We start from the raw sequence: 14,982 nt of genomic DNA on the forward strand, positions 1-14,982 counted from the left end.
CACTCGAGCAAACGGTGGGTCCGGATCTCCCTGCCAGGCGTCCGTCCCATGACGATGACGCAGACTTCCTGACGGGAAGACCGGACCGGGATCGGATCAGCCTGGGTCGCTGATCGTCACGGTGCGGTGTCGCTGTCGGTGTCGGTTTCGGTGCCGCAGCCCGGCACGACGCCGGCCGGCGACGGGATCGCGGAACCGAAGCTCAGGTGGGCATCGGACACCATGCGGGCGCTCGTGACCGTCACCGGGAAGGTGTCGGTCACCGGCGTCGCGCCGCGTGCTTCCTGGACCGCGCTGAACATCAGGCCGGCGCCGATGGCCAGGCTGCTCAGCAGGATCGCGGTCTTGAAACTGCTGTTGCGTTCGGTGCGGATCGCTCGCAGGTACTTGGCGGTGCTCATGTGATGCCCCCCGGTTGATGGAACGAATGTTCCGCCTCAGTGCGTTCAGGCGGCAGACGTGCATGCCGCATCGCGCGGTGCAACGAAGCCGGCAGGCCGCGTAGGCGATCGACCGACAGCTGACAGCCGGTGACAGCACCGACCGCCGGGCAGGCGAACGGCACTGGCGGCGCCCCCTCGCCCGCTGCTACAAACGCGTCCGTGTCGATGTCACGGCGGCCCGCCCGTCGTGGGGACAGACACCCTCGGTTCAACACCTCCTCCTGGCCATGACCTCTCACCTTGATCCGAAACGGCGCCGCTGGCTGGCGCTCGGCGTGCTGTGCCTGGGCGTGCTGATGATCGTGCTGGACACGACCATCGTGAACGTGGCGCTGCCCTCGATCCGCGCCGACCTCGGCTTCACAGAGACCTCGCTGGTCTGGGTCGTCAACGCCTATATGCTGACCTTCGGCGGCTTCATGCTGCTGGGCGGCCGGCTGGGCGACCTCCACGGCCACCGGCGCATGTTCCTGGCGGGACTGGCGCTGTTCACGGCCGCGTCGGCCGCCTGCGGGCTGGCGCACACGCAGGCGCTGCTCATCGCGGCGCGCGCCGTGCAGGGGCTGGGCGGGGCGGCGGTATCGGCGATCTCGCTGTCGCTGATCATGAACATGTTCACCGAGCCCGGCGAACGCGCCAAGGCCATGGGCGTCTACGGCTTCGTCTGCGCGGGCGGCGGCAGCATCGGCGTGCTGCTGGGCGGGCTGCTGACCAGCACGCTGAGCTGGCACTGGATCTTCCTGGTCAACCTGCCGATCGGCGTGGTCGTGATCGGGCTGTGCCTGTGGCTCATCGAGCGCGGTGGACCGACCGCGCCGGACGAGACGCTGGACTGGGCCGGCGCGGTAACCGTCACGCTGTCGCTGATGCTGGCGGTCTACGCGGTGGTCAACGGCAACGAGGCCGGCTGGACCTCGGCGCGCACGCTGGGGCTGATGGGCACGGCCGTGGCGCTGCTGGCCGCCTTCCTCGTGCTGGAGACGAAGGTGGCGCACCCGCTGATGCCGTTGTCGCTGTTCCGGCTGCGCTCCGTGGCCGTGTCCAACGTGATCGGCGTGCTGTGGGCCGCGGCGATGTTCGCGTGGTTCTTCCTGTCGGCGCTGTACATGCAGCTGGTGCTGGGCTACGACGCGATGCACGTCGGCCTGGGCTTCCTGCCGGCCAACCTGATCATGGCGGTGTTCTCGGTGGGCCTGTCGGCGAAGCTGGTCATGAAACTGGGGCTGCGCAAGCCGCTGTGCGGCGGGCTGCTGCTGGCGGCGCTGGGGCTGGCGCTGTTCGCGCGCGCGCCGGCGGACGGCGGCTTCTGGCTGGACGTGCTGCCTGGGATGCTGCTGTTGGGGCTGGGCGCCGGCGTCGCGTTCAATCCGGTGCTGCTGGCGGCGATGAGCGAGGTCGCGCCGAGCGAGTCCGGGCTGGCCTCGGGCGTGGTGAACACGTCCTTCATGATGGGCGGATCGCTCGGACTGGCCGTGCTGGCCAGCCTGGCCGCGGCACAGACGGCGGAACTCGGCGCGATGGGCGCCGCGATGCCGGCGGCGCTGGCGGGCGGGTATCGCGTGGCCTTCGCGGTCGGCGCGGTGTTCGCTGCATCCGGCGGATTGCTCGCGCTGCTGCTGCGCGAGCCGGCGCCGCAAGCCGACGCGGCGGCGCCGGTGGCGCACCCGGGGTGAGGGCCTGTCGGCCCAGTCGCGCCCCTCACTTCGGGACGACTCCGACGATGACTTCGCCGATCACTTGCCCAGCAGCGGCCACACGTACTTCACCGGCACCGCGTAGGTGATGCCGCTCGGCGCGCTGAGCGCCGATTCACGCGTCCCCTTGAGCACCACCATGTTGACGATGCCCACCACCTTGCCGGTACGGATGTCCAGCAGCGGACCGCCGCTGTTGCCCGGATAGGCCGTCGCGTCGAGTTGCAGGAATTCCATCGCGCCTTCGCGCAGCTGGCGCACCGCGCGCTCGGACAGCGTGTTCGAGGTCGGCGCGGGCAGCGCCGCACGCGTGATCGCGGCCACGGTGCCGCGGTGCGTCGCCATCGTCACGCCCAGCGCCGTGCCGATCGGATAGCCCATCAGCGCCACGGCGGCGCCCTCGCGCACCACGGGCTGGTCGCCGTCGGTTTCGGCCAGGGGCAGCACGTCGACCAGCGCGCCCTTGTCGTCAGCCAGTTCCAGGATCGCCAGGTCGCGCGCCGTGTCGCGGCGCAGCAGCTTCACGGCCCGCAGTTGCGGCTGCCCCGACGCGTTACCCACCGCGGGCACGGTGATCATCAGGTCCTTCTCGATCGGGTTCGGGATCACGTGCGCGCAGGTGACGATGCGCCGGCCGTCGGCGACCGCGAAACCCGTGCCGCGAAAACCGAAGCGCGGGTTGTCCGTGGCCGCGAAGGTCCCCACCGCCACCACGGCCTGCCGACTGCGGTCGATCAGGTCGGGCAGCGTGTTGGACATCTCCTGCGCCCGCGCCGGCGCGGACGCGCCGAACAGTCCCGCCATGCCCAGGGCGCCCCCCGCGCCCAGTGCCAGCAGCTCGCGGCGCCTCGGCGCCGTGGCACGCATGCCGCGATTGCTCGGCTCATTCACGGGATCGGACGTCGGATCGGACATCGGGTCGGACATCGGGTCGAACATCGGAACGGTACTGCCAGTCATGCGGCCAAGTCCTTCGTCGTGGTGCCCATCTCCAACGTGGAGACGAAGCTGCGCCAATGGCGGTCGGGTTCGTCGATGCGGAAGCCGTAGAAGCTGCCCTGCTCGGTGTCCTTGCGTCGCACCGCGCGCGCGCGGTCACGTGCGCGGTCTCGTTGTGGCCGAGCTCGATCTCCACCGTGCCGTCCTGGTTCAGCGGCAGGTCGTGGTCGCACTCGGCCTGGAAACCATGCGCCGACACCTCGATCACATCCAGGTCGAAATGCCCCAGCTGGCTGTCGTTGGCGGCACGGATGTCGAGATGGCCCGGGCAGCGGATCGAGTAGCGCGGGTATTGCCGCAAGGAACGCCCCAGGTCCTGACCGCCGCCGCTGAGCATCGGCAACACCTCGCGGAACTGCGCGTCGTCGCGGTACACCGACCACAGCAGCGCCTTCTTGCGGTCGTCCATCGTCGGGAACACCGGCACGACCTGGTTGAAGAAGTGGTCGAGCAGCGCCGGCGTCATGACCGGGTCGTTGGTCGTGTGGAAGCGGCGTTCCGGCAGCCGGATGTTGGGCAGCCGGTGGCGGAAGAAGTAGTGGTGCAGGTTCTTCTCCGGCCGGCGACCGCGGTAGCGGCGCTCGAACAGCGCGTCGGCCTCGTGCAGGTCCAGCGTCGCGCCGACCGCGGGCGCGCCGTTGGCGAAGTCGTACTCGGCCACCGTCTGCTCGCGCAGCCGCGTGAAGGACAGCAGCGCCTCGTAGAGCTCGATCTTGTCAGGGTTCACGGCGATCACCAGGTGCCGCGTGTCGAAGTACTCGGTGCAGTACTGGTGCATGAACTTCATCAGCGGGAACAGGATCGCGCCGCCGGTCTTGCGGAACGCGGGCGCGATCGCCAGCGCCGAGATCTCCGCGACCTTGCCGCCCTTGGCGCGCACCCCCTCGAGGTCGAAGACCGACTGCAGCGGGAAGCCGAAGACGCCCTCGCGCACCATCGAGATGGTGCCCACCACCTGGCCGTCGTACTTGGCGCACAGCGTCGTGGTCGTCGGCAGCGCGTGATAGATCGTCACGCGCAGGCCGCTCGGGTCGGGTTTCATGAAGCCGCTGCCGACGTAGGCGTCGTGCAGGATGCGGAAGCAGGCGTCGAGTTCCTCCTGCGTGTCCGCGACCTTCAGCTCCAGGCGCTCCGACGGCGCGGGATCGCAATCCACCATGCGCCGGTAGACCGCGAAGCGCATCGGCTTCGGGAGCGAGGAGAACAGGCGCCGCAGCCCCTGATGGAGCCGCTTGCGCAGGCTGGATCGTCGAATCTGGCTCATGACCGTCCCCTCCCCGGGCGCGGTGGTGCCACCGTTACGCGGTCCCCGCGGCGATCGACCTCAGGATCGGACGCCTCAACGGATCGCGGCCTGCAGCTTGCGCACCTCGGCTTGTTGCTCGAAATTCGGTCCCAGGTCTGCCAGGCGCTTGAGTTCCGCCTCGGCCTCGCCCTTGTTGCCACCCGCCACGTAGAGCTGCGCGAGGCGCAGCCGGTACGCGGGAATGGTCGGCGCCTGCTTCACGGCGTCCTTCTGCACCTCGATGGCCTTGGCGTTCTGCCCCTTGGCGGCCAGCGCCTCGGCCAGCGTGTCCATGTACGGCGGCACGTTGGGACGGAGCTTGTTCGCTTGCTGGGCAAATTTCAAGCCCTCATCCGCCTTGCCGGCCCGCAGCCGCAGCCAGGCGACGTTGTTGGCCGCCGCCGCATTGTCCGGATTGGCGGCCAGCACCGCCTGGTACCGCTGCTCGGCCTCAGGATAACGGCCGGCGTTGAGCGCCACGTCGCCGAGGTGATACGTGAACAGCTCGTCCGACTTGAACTTCGCCAGATACGCGGCGGCCCAGCGGTCCGCCTCGTCCTTCTTGCCGGACTCGATCAGCACACTGTGCAGCGCGATCGCGAGCTCGGTGTTGGGCACCTTCGCACCGGCGTCCGCGGCCAACTGATCCGCCTTGCGGTAGGCCGCGATCGCGGCCGGTGCATCCTTGCGTGCACGGGCGATGTCGCCCTCGAGCTTCCAGCCCAGCCCGAACTTCGGCTGCGCCGTCTGCAGGCCCTTGGCCGCCGTCAGCGCCAGGTCGGGCAGCCCCAGTTGCAGGCTCTTCTCGACCACCTTGCGGGCCAGCTCTCCATCACCGGGCGCGATGGCCTGGGCACGCTTGAGCGCCGCGGTCGCAGCCGCCTTGTCGCCCGCCTGCGCATGCAGATCCGCCAGCCGCAGCGGACCGAGCGGCGAGCGGGGCTGCAAGGTCGCGACCTTGTTGAAGCTGCTGATCGCCTGCTGGCGGTCACCCGTGGCGGCCTGCACCTGGCCCAGCAGGTCGACCAGCGCCGGGTTGTCCGGGCTCGCCGTCACGCCTTCCTGCGCCAGCGACAGCGCCGTCTTGAAGTCCTTCTTCTCCATCAGCAGGCCGACCGCCGCCTGGCGCGGCGTCGCGTCGTCCGGATGCTGCTTGGCGAGTTCCGTCAGGCGCTTGACGGCCGCGTCCCTGTCGATCAGCTTGTGGGTCAGCTTCAGACCCAGGAGGGCCATCTCCGCGCGCAGGTTCTTCGGCTCGGCCTTGAGCACCGCTTCATAGCGCTTGACGGCGTCCTCGGCCTTGCGGTCCTGCAGGTCCTGCGCGACCAGGCTGTTGGCCGCGGTCATCGAGCCCGGGTCGCGCTTGACCGCTTCCTCGAAGCTCGCCCGCGCGCCCGCGCGGTCGCCGCGCAGCAGCGCCAGGCGGCCGCGCAGCTCGGCGGGCGTCGCGGACTTGGGATCCTTCTTCTCCAGCGCCGCGATCGCCTGCGAGGCGCCCGCATCGTCCTTCTTGCGCGCCAGCACGCTGATCAGCGCGATGTCGGCCACGGTGCCCTTGTCCTCGGCCGCCAGCTGGCGCAACGCGGCCAGCCCGGCCGCTTCCTGGCCCTTCTGGATCTGGTTGAGCGCCAGCCCGACGCGGCTGCGCACGTCGTTCGGGTTGGCCTCGGCGGCGCGCGCCAGGAAGCGCTCGGCCTCGCCGCCCTGCCCTTGCTTGAGCCGGATCTCGGCGGCCAGCGCGAGCGCCTCCGACGAAGCCACCTTCGCATCGAGCGCCGGTTGCAGCGTGGTCATCGCCTGCTCGGCATCGCCGCCGCGCAACTGCAGCTGCGCCAGGGCGACGCGTGCCGGCTGCGCCTCGGGCGCGGCCTGGATGACCTTGCTGTACTGCGACTCGGCCTGTCGCAAGTCCCCGTTGGCCTGCGCCACCCGACCCGCCAGGAAGAGCGCGCGCTCGTTGTTCGGCGCCACCTTCAGCAAGGCCTGCGTGAGGTCGGTCGCCTCCTTGACCTGGCCCGCGTCCATCGCGAACACGGCGGCGTAGTAGTAGGTCTGGGGGTGCTGCGGCGCGGCCGCCTTCATCGCGGCGACGGCGTCCTTGGCCCCGGCCTTGTCACCGGCGCGCATCAGCTGGTTGATCAGCCCGGCATGCGCGCCGACAAGCTTCTTGTCGAGCTCCAGCGCCTTGCGGAAGCTCGCGACCGGTTCCGCCGATGGCGCCTCGGCCAGCACCTGCAGCTCGCCCTTGAGCTGCCAGGCCTCGGCCGACTGCGGCGACTTCTCCAGCACGCGCTCGACCTCGGCGCGGGCCTCGGGCAGCTTGCCCTCGCTGGTCAGCAGACGCACGTTGACCAGGCGCACCGCCGCACTGTCGGGCGTCGCGCGCAGCGCCGCGTCCGCGGCCTTGCGCGCTTCGGCCATCTTCTGCTTCGCGACATAGGCGCCGACCAGCGTCATCTGCAGATCGGCCTCGTCGGCGGCGTTCTGCAGATGGGCGTTGCCGTACTGACCGAGCAGCTCGTCGACCTTGCCCTGCATCAGCAGCAGCCGCGCCTGCAGCGCGACCAGCGCGTCGCCGCCGAAGCCTTGCGTCTTGGCCTTCCCGGCCTCGATCGCCGCGCCGGCGACATCGCCGCTGTCCAGCAGCGCCTTGGCGAGCAGGTAACGCGCCTCGGCCAGCGACTCGTCCTTCTGCAGCGCGTTCTTGAGCTGGATGATCGCGGCCTTGTTGTCCCGCTTCTCCAGGTGGCCCTTGGCGGACTTCACCAGGTCCTGCGCGGACTCGCCGAAGCAACCGGCCAGCAGCAGCGCCGAGCCCAGCGCCAGCGCGGTCGCGCCGCGCCGCAACGCCCGGCGGCCGTCGCGGGAAAGGCCGGCGTCCGCCACGCCGCAGTCAGCAGTCTGGGGGGCAGGCAAGGGTCCGGTCATCTTGGTGTTCTCAGGCTTGCGGGACATGCGTCGTCTCTTTCGCTGTCGGGTGGTCTGTCGGGTGATCGATGCTCAGGCCTTGACGCCGAGGCGGGCCATCAGGTCGTACAGCGTCGGCCGGCTGACCCCCAGCAGGTCGGCGGCCTTGGCGATGTTGCCGTCGGTACGGGCCAGCGCGGCCACGACGGCCTGGCGCTCGGCGCGCTCGCGCACGGTGCGCAGGTCGAGGTCGGCCGCGTCCGCCGGCACTTCGCCGCCGGCGGGCAACGGCAGGTTGAGGTCGTCGGCGGTGATGCGGTCGCCGTCGGCCATGATCGACGCGCGCTTCATGACGTTCTGCAGTTCCCGCACGTTGCCGGGCCAGCGGTGGGCCTCGACCGCGCGGATCGCATCGTCGGCCAGGCGCAGGATGGGGCGGCGCTGCTCCGACGAGAAGCGGCGCAGGAAGGCATGGCTCAGCAGCACCGCGTCGCCGGCGCGATCGCGCAGCGGCGGGATGTCGACGACGATCTCCGCCAGGCGGTAGAAGAGGTCTTCGCGGAACAGGCCCTGCTCGATCTTGGCCTTCAGGTCCTGGTGCGTCGCGCCGACGATGCGCACGTCGACCGCGATCTCCTGACGCCCGCCCAGGCGTTCGATGCTGCGTTCCTGCAGGAAGCGCAGCAGCTTGGCCTGCAGCGACATCGGCAGGTCGCCGATCTCGTCGAGCATCAGGGTGCCGCCGTGCGCGGTCTCGATCTTGCCGACCGTGGTCTTGGTCGCGCCGGTGAAGGCGCCGCGCTCGTAGCCGAAGAGTTCGCTCTCGAGCAGCGCCTCGGGGATCGCCGCGCAGTTGATCGCGACGAAGCGGCCCTTGCGCTTGGACGCGTCGTGCAGCGACTGCGCCAGCACTTCCTTGCCGGTGCCGCTCTCGCCGAGCAGCAGCACGGTGGCGTCGCTGCCGGACACGCGTTCGACGGTGCGGCAGATGCGCTGCATCTGCGCGTCGCGCGTGAGCAGCTTGCCGGTGGGTTCGCCGTCCTGCTGGGTGAGCAGCCGCTGGTTCTCCTGCTGCAGCTCATGCAGGCGCATCGCGCGCTCGACGGTCAGCACCAGCACGTCCGGATCGACCGGCTTGGCCAGGAAGTCGTAGGCGCCCATGCGGATCGCGCGCAGCGCATTGCTCTGGTCGTTCTGGCCGGTGAGCACGATGATCTTGGTGCCGGGTTCGAGCTCGATCAGCTTCTCGAGCAGCTTGAAGCCCTCGGAGGTCGAGTCCTGGTCGGGCGGCAGCCCGAGGTCCATCGTGACGACCGGCGGCTTGTGCCGGCGGAACTGCAGCACCGCGCTGGCGACGTCATCGGCGGTGACGGACTCGAAGCGGTCCATCGACCACTTCAGCTGCTTCTGCAGCGCGAGGTCGTCCTCGACGATCAGCAATGCGGGAGGTTGAGCGCTCATGTGGACTCCCGCCGCTTCGCGGGACCCTTCGGGAGGGAGGGCGTGCCGCCTTCGGGCGGCCGTGCGTCGGCGCTCATCGCGCCTCCACCAGTCCGGCATCGCTGCCCGACTGGGCGAAAAACAGCGGCAGCAAGATGGTGACCTTGGTGCCTCGTCCGGGCGCGCTTTCCACGTTGATCTTCCCTCCAAGTTCCTGCAGGTACTGATAGCTCTCGTAGGCGCCGATGCCCATGCCCGCCGCCTTCGTCGTCTGGAACGGCTTGAACAGCCGTTGATCGATGAACTCCTGCGACATGCCGCAGCCAGTATCTTCCACTTCCACCTGCGCGTGGCTGCCCACGCGCTGCAATCGCAGCGTCACGCGGCCGTCGATCGGCGTCGCGTCCAGCGCGTTCTGCACCACGTGGCCGAGCACGCGCTCGATGCGTTCCTCATGGCCACGCGCGCTGACCTCGTCGCGCAGCTCCAGGTCCAGCGCGCGGCCCTTGCTGACGGCCGCCGCGGCCAGCCGCCGCGCGATCGCCGTCAGCGCGACGCCGCCGGCGCTGCCGTGATGCGGCTTGTCGCCCTCGCGCAGCTGCAGCATCAGCTGCCGCATCTTCTCCAGGGAGTTCTCCACCGTGTCCAGCATGTCCTGCTGGAACTCCGGGTTGTCGCGCAGCCGCTTGGCGTTCTTCATCATCAACGACAGCTGCGTGACGATGTTCTTGAGGTCGTGCACCACGAAGGCCGACATGCGGTTGAAGGCCTCGAACTTGCGCGCCTCCAGCAGCGCTTCCGCCGCCTGCATCTGCGCGAGGTAGCTGGCGGCCTGCTGGGCGGCGGTGCGCAGCAGGTCGCGCACCTCCCAGTTCAGCTCCAGCCGGGTGCGCGGCTGGCCCAGGATCACCCAGCCCGTCAGCGCGCCCGCATTGAGCAGCGGGATCAGCAGCCAATGGCGGGCATCGCCGGCGATCGCCTCGGGCAGCGGCGCATGTTCGTAGGCGGCCGGGTCGCGGCGCCACTCGTCGAGGTCGACGATCCACGCGCGCTCCTGCAGCAGTCGCAGCAGCGGCTCGTCGGCGGTCAGCGGCTGGCGGTCGTCGTTGAGGTTCCAGCGCGCGGCCTGCTGGTACTCCGCGGCTGGCGCCGCCACCGGCGCGCGACGCAACCACAGCGCGCCGGCCGGGCTCTCCACCAGATGGGCCAGCCCGCGGATCACCGATTCGCCCAGCTCCGCCGGCGACGCGCTGGCCGAGAGCATCGCGGTGAAGCGCAGCCATTCCTGCCGGTAGTCGTAGCGGTAGCTGAAGAAATGCTTGCTGATGTAGACGCGCAGCTTGGCGCGCAGCGAGCCCGACAGGCCCATCGTCAGCAGCGCCAGCACGCCCACCGCGAGCAGCACCTGCTGCAGCGCGCGTCCCCATTCGCCGCCGGTGTAGCGGACGTAGTAGCCGATGCCCGACACGCCGAGCAGGTACACGCCGACGATCAGCAGCGTCGCCGAGTGGAAGGCCGCGGTGCGCGAGACATGCAGCTTGTCCAGCCACTTCTTGTGCCGGCGGCTGGCCAGCCACAGCAAGGGCACGGCCAGGCTGTGCACGGCGGCGCGCACGCTGAGGGCGTCGCCGTCGAACTGCGCGAACAGCGAGGCCTGCGAGAACACGAACACGTCGAACGCGAACACCGCGCCCAGGCCCAGGCTGACCGGCTTGGCGTTCCAGCGCGCGTCGCTGTCGATGTTGCGCAGCATCTGCTCGATCAGCACCAGCCCGAACACGCCCAGGCCCAGCCAGGCCATCGTCATCGGACGCTGCATCGTGACCAGCGGCGCGTCGCCCCAGTAGCGCCACAACGGCAACGCGACCGCGGTGACCACGCCGGCCCACGCGAGCCATTGCAGCGGCCGCGCGACGCCGGCGCTGCGCGAGCGGCCGTCGTCGTCGCGCGATTCGATCAGCGCCAGGATGAAGGAGAACCACGCGCCGTAACGCAGCGCGTCGCAGATGGGCAGGAGCACGAGGGCGGGCCACTGGTGGCCGCCGAGCCAGCCCTGCTCGACCGCGGCGTCAAGACCGGCCCACAGGGCCGTCAGCAGCAATGCGGCCTGCAGTCGCAGCGCGCGGCGCCGGTGCTGGCCGAACTGGGGCAACACCACGACCGCCAGGGCCAGATGCGCGAATACCGCGACGATCCCCGACGCGGCGCCGAGGCTCAGGGTGTTGGCCCACATGGATCAATGTCCCGACGCGCGGGCCGCGATCAGGAACGGCCGCGGACACCGGCGCAAAAATGGACGCAGAAACGGGACGCCGGGAGCGCAACGCTCCGCCGTCGCGCTCAGCGCGCCCCCCGGCCCGTCAGGACCACCGCCACCGTCTCGAGCATGATCAGCAGGTCGAGGAACAGCGTGTGGTTCTTGACGTAGTACAGGTCGTACTGGAGCTTCTCCAGCGAGTCCTCGATGGTCGAGCCGTATTCGTAGCGGACCTGCGCCCAGCCGGTCACGCCCGGCTTCACGCTGTGGCGCACCGCGTAGTACGGGATCTGCGCGACCAGCTCGTCGACGAAGAACGGGCGCTCGGGACGCGGGCCCACCATGCTCATCTCGCCGCGCAGCACGTTGATCAGCTGCGGCAGCTCGTCGATGCGGACCTTGCGGATGAAGTTGCCGACGCGCGTGACACGGGCGTCGTTCTTGGTCGCCCACTGGGGGCGGCCGTCCTTCTCGGCGTCGTTGCGCATGCTGCGGAACTTGATCACCTTGAAGGTCGCGCCGTTCAGGCCGACGCGTTCCTGCGTGTAGAAGATCCCGCCGGGCGATTCCAGCTTGATGAGCAGCGCGGTGACGGCCATGATCGGCGCGGTCGCGACCAGCAGCACCAGCGAGGACACGAGGTCGAAGGCGCGCTTGACGGCGCTGCGCAGCACGCCCTGGTTGAAGCCGTCGCCGAAGATCAGCCAGCCGGCGTGGACGTGGCTGATCTTGATCTGCGCCAGCGTCTTCTCGAAGTAGGTGGCCAGGTCCACGACGCGGATGCCGTAGAGCTTGCAGTCCAGCAGCTGGCGCAGCGGCATGCTGCCGCCGCGGCGCTCGGACAGCGCCACGACGATCTCGTCCACGCCCAGGCGCATCGCCGCGTCGGTCAGGCTCTCGGCGGCCAGCAGTTCATGCGCGGGCACCTGCGGGTCGATCTCGTTCGGGCCGGGCAGGAAGCCGACGATGTGCGCATGCGGATCGGCGGCGCGCAGGCTCTCACTGACGGCCAGCGCGGCATGGCCGCTGCCGAAGATCAGGATCTTGGTCCGGCCGGCGCCCTGCGCGCCGGAGTGCGCGGCGTACACGCGGTGCACCATGACCAGCGCGACGGCCAGCATGGCGGTCGTGGTCAGCAGGTCGCGGTGGGAGACGGTGGCGGGGATCAGGCTGAACAGGCCGTAGGCCAGCGGCAGGCCGATCAGCAGCGCGAAGAGCGCGCGGGCGCAGGACTGCGTCAGCGAGCGCTTGTGGGATTGGGAGTAGAGGCCGGACGCGGAGTTGATGACGAACATGCCGCCGGCCAGCGAGAGCCCGTAGGACGCGGCGAAGGTCACCATGTGCTCGCTGCTGCCCTGGCTCAACGCGACCGCGAACACCGCCGCCACGATCAGGCCCAGGTCGAAGAGCACCTGGACCAGGGTTCGACGATGGAGGTAATGGTTAAAAATTCGAATCATGCCCGTCCCCAAAGCTGGTCACGGCATCCTCTCGGGATGCTGTCGCCGACCCGGGTGAACCTCTCAGGACCGCTCGTCGCGAACACGTCCTCCGCCAGAGGAGGCCCCATTCGCTGCGGGGGGCATCATGCCTCCCACCCCCAGGCTTGAAAGCCCCCTGTTTGCAGGGGCGTTCGCCTTGCAATCCGGCTCGGTTGAACCCGTCTCGCCGACCGCCGCAGAATCCCCGAATCGACCCCTTGGCGCGTTGACCGGGGCCATTGTCTGTAGGCCCTGTTAGGTGCAAACCCCCTGACTGAATGCTTTGAGGGGCTCTCGTGCGGGAATGCACGTGAGTGAGGGGGGTGCCCCCTCGATCAAGGGACAGGCCCGCGTCGTCCCGACGTCGGCTTGTCAGAGAGGAACCGTGAAGGGACGACCAGGGAAACGACGGACGAAAAAAAACGCCCACCGAAGTGGGCGTCGTTTTGACGTCGCATGACCGTCGCATGACCGTCGTGTGACAGCCGGATCCCTCTCCCGAGGGCCCCGGCCTCGCGCCGACGATCAGCGCACGACGGCGATCTGCTCGCGGTTGCCGCCCTTGTACGTGTACAGGGTCAGCGCGCCGTTCTTGATGTCGCCCTTGGCGTCGAACGCGATCGTGCCGGTCACGCCCTTGTAGTCGGCCGTCTTGGCCAGCACCGGCAGGTAGACCTTCGGATCGGCGGACTTGGCCTTGACCATCGCGTCGACCATCACGTTGACCGCGTCATAGACGTACGGGGCGTAGATCTGGACCTCGACCTTGTACTTGTCCTTGAACTTGGTCTTGAAGGCGTCCAGCGACTTCTTCGACTCGCCTTCCACGCCGCCCGCTTCCGCGCAGACGACCTGGCTGTCGGCCAGCGTGCCGGCGGACAGCTTGGGCAGTTCGGCCGTGCAGATGCCGTCGCCGCCCATGAACTTGGCTTCGATGCCCAGCTGCTTCATCTGGCGCAGCATCGGGCCGGCGACGGCGTCCATGCCGCCGAAGAAGACGACGTCGGGCTTCTTGCCCTTCAGGGAGGTCAGGATGGCGGTGAAGTCCGTGGCCTTGTCGTTGGTGAATTCACGACCGACGACCTTGCCGCCGGCGGCCTTGACGCCCTTCTCGAATTCATCGGCGACGCCCTGGCCGTAGGCCGTGCGGTCGTCGATGACGGCGATGGACTTGCCCTTCAGCGAGGTCACCGCGTACTTGCCCAGCGTGCCGCCCAGGTGCACGTCGTCGGCCACGACGCGGAACGCCGTCTTGTAGCCGTTGCGGGTGTACTTGGGGTTGGTCGCCGACGGCGAGATCTGCGGGATGCCGGCGTCGCTGTAGATCTTGGACGCCGGGATCGTCGTGCCGGAGTTCAGATGGCCGATGACGCCGTTGACCTTCGAGTCGACCAGCTTCTGGGCGGCGGCGGTGCCCTGCTTCGGATCGCCGGCGTCGTCTTCGGCCAGCAGCTCGAACTTGACCTTCTTGCCGCCGATCGTCACGCCCTTGGCGTTCAGCTCGTCGATGGCCATCTTGGCGCCCAGTTCGTTGTCCTTGCCCAGGTGCGCGATGGCGCCGCTGGTGGGACCCACGTGGCCGATCTTGACCACCGCATCCTGCGCCAGGGCGGCGCCGCTTGCGGCAATGGCGATTGCGCCCACGATCACATTCAGCTTGGATTGCATCTAGGAACCTCCGACTCGGGAATATGTGGAATGACGTTGAGTTCTCAACGCGAGCGACCATACCCCGAAAGACGGAAGCGTTTCCATAGTGAAAATGCTGTGAACGCGGTCACGGCGCAGACGTTGTCGCGCCCCTGTCACCGGGGCAAACCCGGATGGTTTTCGCAGGAGTGCGACGGCGTGCACACAGGCCGCACGCGAAGTGCGGATTTCCGCCCAGTCGATCGCGCATCAGGGGGATTCGCGCCCTGCCCATGGGCTTCGCGGCACCACGACGGCGCAACGCGTCATCGGCCTGGCACCAGCCCGGCGCGGGCTTCGCCTGGCGACGAAATGACAAGAATCAGTCGGCTCAGGCCGACATGACGTGGTGATTCAGCGTCAGGCCGAGCGCCTTGTAGGCCTTGAATCGTCCGCGTCCCGCGGCGACCTGGTCGGCGTCGGTGGAGACCAGCTCCAGCACGCGCTCGAAACGCTCGAGGCCGGGCGGTACGCCGGGCTCGAAATTGAGCAAGACCTGGCACCCGGCCAGCGCATCGAGCTGGTCCGAGAGCAGGATCGGGGTGCGCGCCCGCAGCGCCGTCGGGGTGTCGGCGCGCAGCAGCAGGTGCGGGAGGAATTCGCCGGGCTCGAAGGTCCAGAGCGTCTGGTCCAGCCGCTCCAGCAATCGCATCGGGCCCCAGATGCCGACGGTCAGTCCCGCCGCCTGCGTCTTGCGCAGCAGGCGGCAGGCGTAGACCTGGCGGTCGGGCACGCCGGTATAGAAGTTGACTTCCGTCACCGGACCCGCCCTTCCCTCGTCAGCTTG

General features: G+C 69.2%; 10 protein-coding genes. 1 reads left to right on the forward strand and 9 read right to left on the reverse strand.

Annotated features, from left to right (window positions below):
* Positions 1 to 116: 116 nt before the first annotated feature.
* On the reverse strand, positions 117 to 401 hold the full coding sequence (locus tag ACFJIX_RS26755; RefSeq protein ID WP_377155666.1) for a hypothetical protein: 285 nt from the start codon (positions 399 to 401) through the stop codon (positions 117 to 119).
* 269 nt (positions 402 to 670) lie between these two features.
* Here ACFJIX_RS26755 and ACFJIX_RS26760 point away from each other — a divergent pair, with 269 nt between their 5' ends.
* Positions 671 to 2,116: an MFS transporter gene (locus ACFJIX_RS26760; RefSeq protein ID WP_377155667.1), complete on the forward strand. Its 1,446-nt coding sequence runs from the start codon at positions 671 to 673 to the stop codon at positions 2,114 to 2,116.
* Positions 2,117 to 2,176: 60 nt separating this feature from the next.
* On the opposite strand, the gene ACFJIX_RS26765 is transcribed toward ACFJIX_RS26760, so the two are convergent.
* From ACFJIX_RS26765 to ACFJIX_RS26800, 8 genes are all read right to left on the reverse strand, one after another.
* Positions 2,177 to 3,028, reverse strand: coding sequence for a serine protease (locus ACFJIX_RS26765; protein WP_377155668.1), 852 nt, complete (start codon positions 3,026 to 3,028; stop codon positions 2,177 to 2,179).
* Complete coding sequence (locus tag ACFJIX_RS26770; RefSeq protein ID WP_377155669.1) at positions 3,021 to 4,400, reverse strand: GNAT family N-acetyltransferase; 1,380 nt, start codon at positions 4,398 to 4,400, stop codon at positions 3,021 to 3,023. Before ACFJIX_RS26770 ends, ACFJIX_RS26765 begins: the two co-directional genes overlap by 8 nt.
* A gap of 75 nt (positions 4,401 to 4,475) precedes the next feature.
* Positions 4,476 to 7,376: an XrtA/PEP-CTERM system TPR-repeat protein PrsT gene (prsT, locus tag ACFJIX_RS26775; protein WP_377155671.1), complete on the reverse strand. Its 2,901-nt coding sequence runs from the start codon at positions 7,374 to 7,376 to the stop codon at positions 4,476 to 4,478.
* Between the two features lie 45 nt (positions 7,377 to 7,421).
* Positions 7,422 to 8,789, reverse strand: coding sequence for a PEP-CTERM-box response regulator transcription factor (gene prsR, locus ACFJIX_RS26780; RefSeq protein ID WP_377155672.1), 1,368 nt, complete (start codon positions 8,787 to 8,789; stop codon positions 7,422 to 7,424).
* Between the two features lie 73 nt (positions 8,790 to 8,862).
* Positions 8,863 to 11,001 carry an XrtA/PEP-CTERM system histidine kinase PrsK gene (gene prsK / locus ACFJIX_RS26785; protein ID WP_377155675.1) on the reverse strand — a complete coding sequence of 713 codons (2,139 nt, stop codon included), beginning with the start codon at positions 10,999 to 11,001 and terminating at the stop codon, positions 8,863 to 8,865.
* A 107-nt stretch (positions 11,002 to 11,108) separates the two neighbouring features.
* Positions 11,109 to 12,485, reverse strand: a complete 1,377-nt coding sequence (locus ACFJIX_RS26790; RefSeq protein ID WP_377155677.1) for a TIGR03013 family XrtA/PEP-CTERM system glycosyltransferase — start codon at positions 12,483 to 12,485, stop codon at positions 11,109 to 11,111.
* Positions 12,486 to 13,031: 546 nt separating this feature from the next.
* Positions 13,032 to 14,174 (reverse strand): branched-chain amino acid ABC transporter substrate-binding protein, encoded by a 1,143-nt coding sequence (locus tag ACFJIX_RS26795; RefSeq protein WP_377155678.1) that lies wholly within the window; start codon positions 14,172 to 14,174, stop codon positions 13,032 to 13,034.
* Positions 14,175 to 14,526: 352 nt separating this feature from the next.
* Positions 14,527 to 14,955: a DNA polymerase III subunit chi gene (locus tag ACFJIX_RS26800; protein ID WP_377155679.1), complete on the reverse strand. Its 429-nt coding sequence runs from the start codon at positions 14,953 to 14,955 to the stop codon at positions 14,527 to 14,529.
* Positions 14,956 to 14,982 lie beyond the last annotated feature (27 nt).

The sequence above is a fragment of the Roseateles sp. UC29_93 genome, assembly GCF_042695725.1.
Lineage (GTDB): Bacteria > Pseudomonadota > Gammaproteobacteria > Burkholderiales > Burkholderiaceae_C > Roseateles > Roseateles noduli_A.

Coding starts and splice junctions, on each gene's coding strand:
- prsR (WP_377155672.1), bottom strand. CDS start 8,789: ATGAGCGCTCAACCTCCCGCATTGCTGATCGTCGAGGACGACCTCGCG.
- ACFJIX_RS26755 (WP_377155666.1), bottom strand. CDS start 401: ATGAGCACCGCCAAGTACCTGCGAGCGATCCGCACCGAACGCAACAGC.
- prsT (WP_377155671.1), bottom strand. CDS start 7,376: ATGTCCCGCAAGCCTGAGAACACCAAGATGACCGGACCCTTGCCTGCC.
- ACFJIX_RS26795 (WP_377155678.1), bottom strand. CDS start 14,174: ATGCAATCCAAGCTGAATGTGATCGTGGGCGCAATCGCCATTGCCGCA.
- prsK (WP_377155675.1), bottom strand. CDS start 11,001: ATGTGGGCCAACACCCTGAGCCTCGGCGCCGCGTCGGGGATCGTCGCG.
- ACFJIX_RS26760 (WP_377155667.1), top strand. CDS start 671: ATGACCTCTCACCTTGATCCGAAACGGCGCCGCTGGCTGGCGCTCGGC.
- ACFJIX_RS26770 (WP_377155669.1), bottom strand. CDS start 4,400: ATGAGCCAGATTCGACGATCCAGCCTGCGCAAGCGGCTCCATCAGGGG.
- ACFJIX_RS26790 (WP_377155677.1), bottom strand. CDS start 12,485: ATGATTCGAATTTTTAACCATTACCTCCATCGTCGAACCCTGGTCCAG.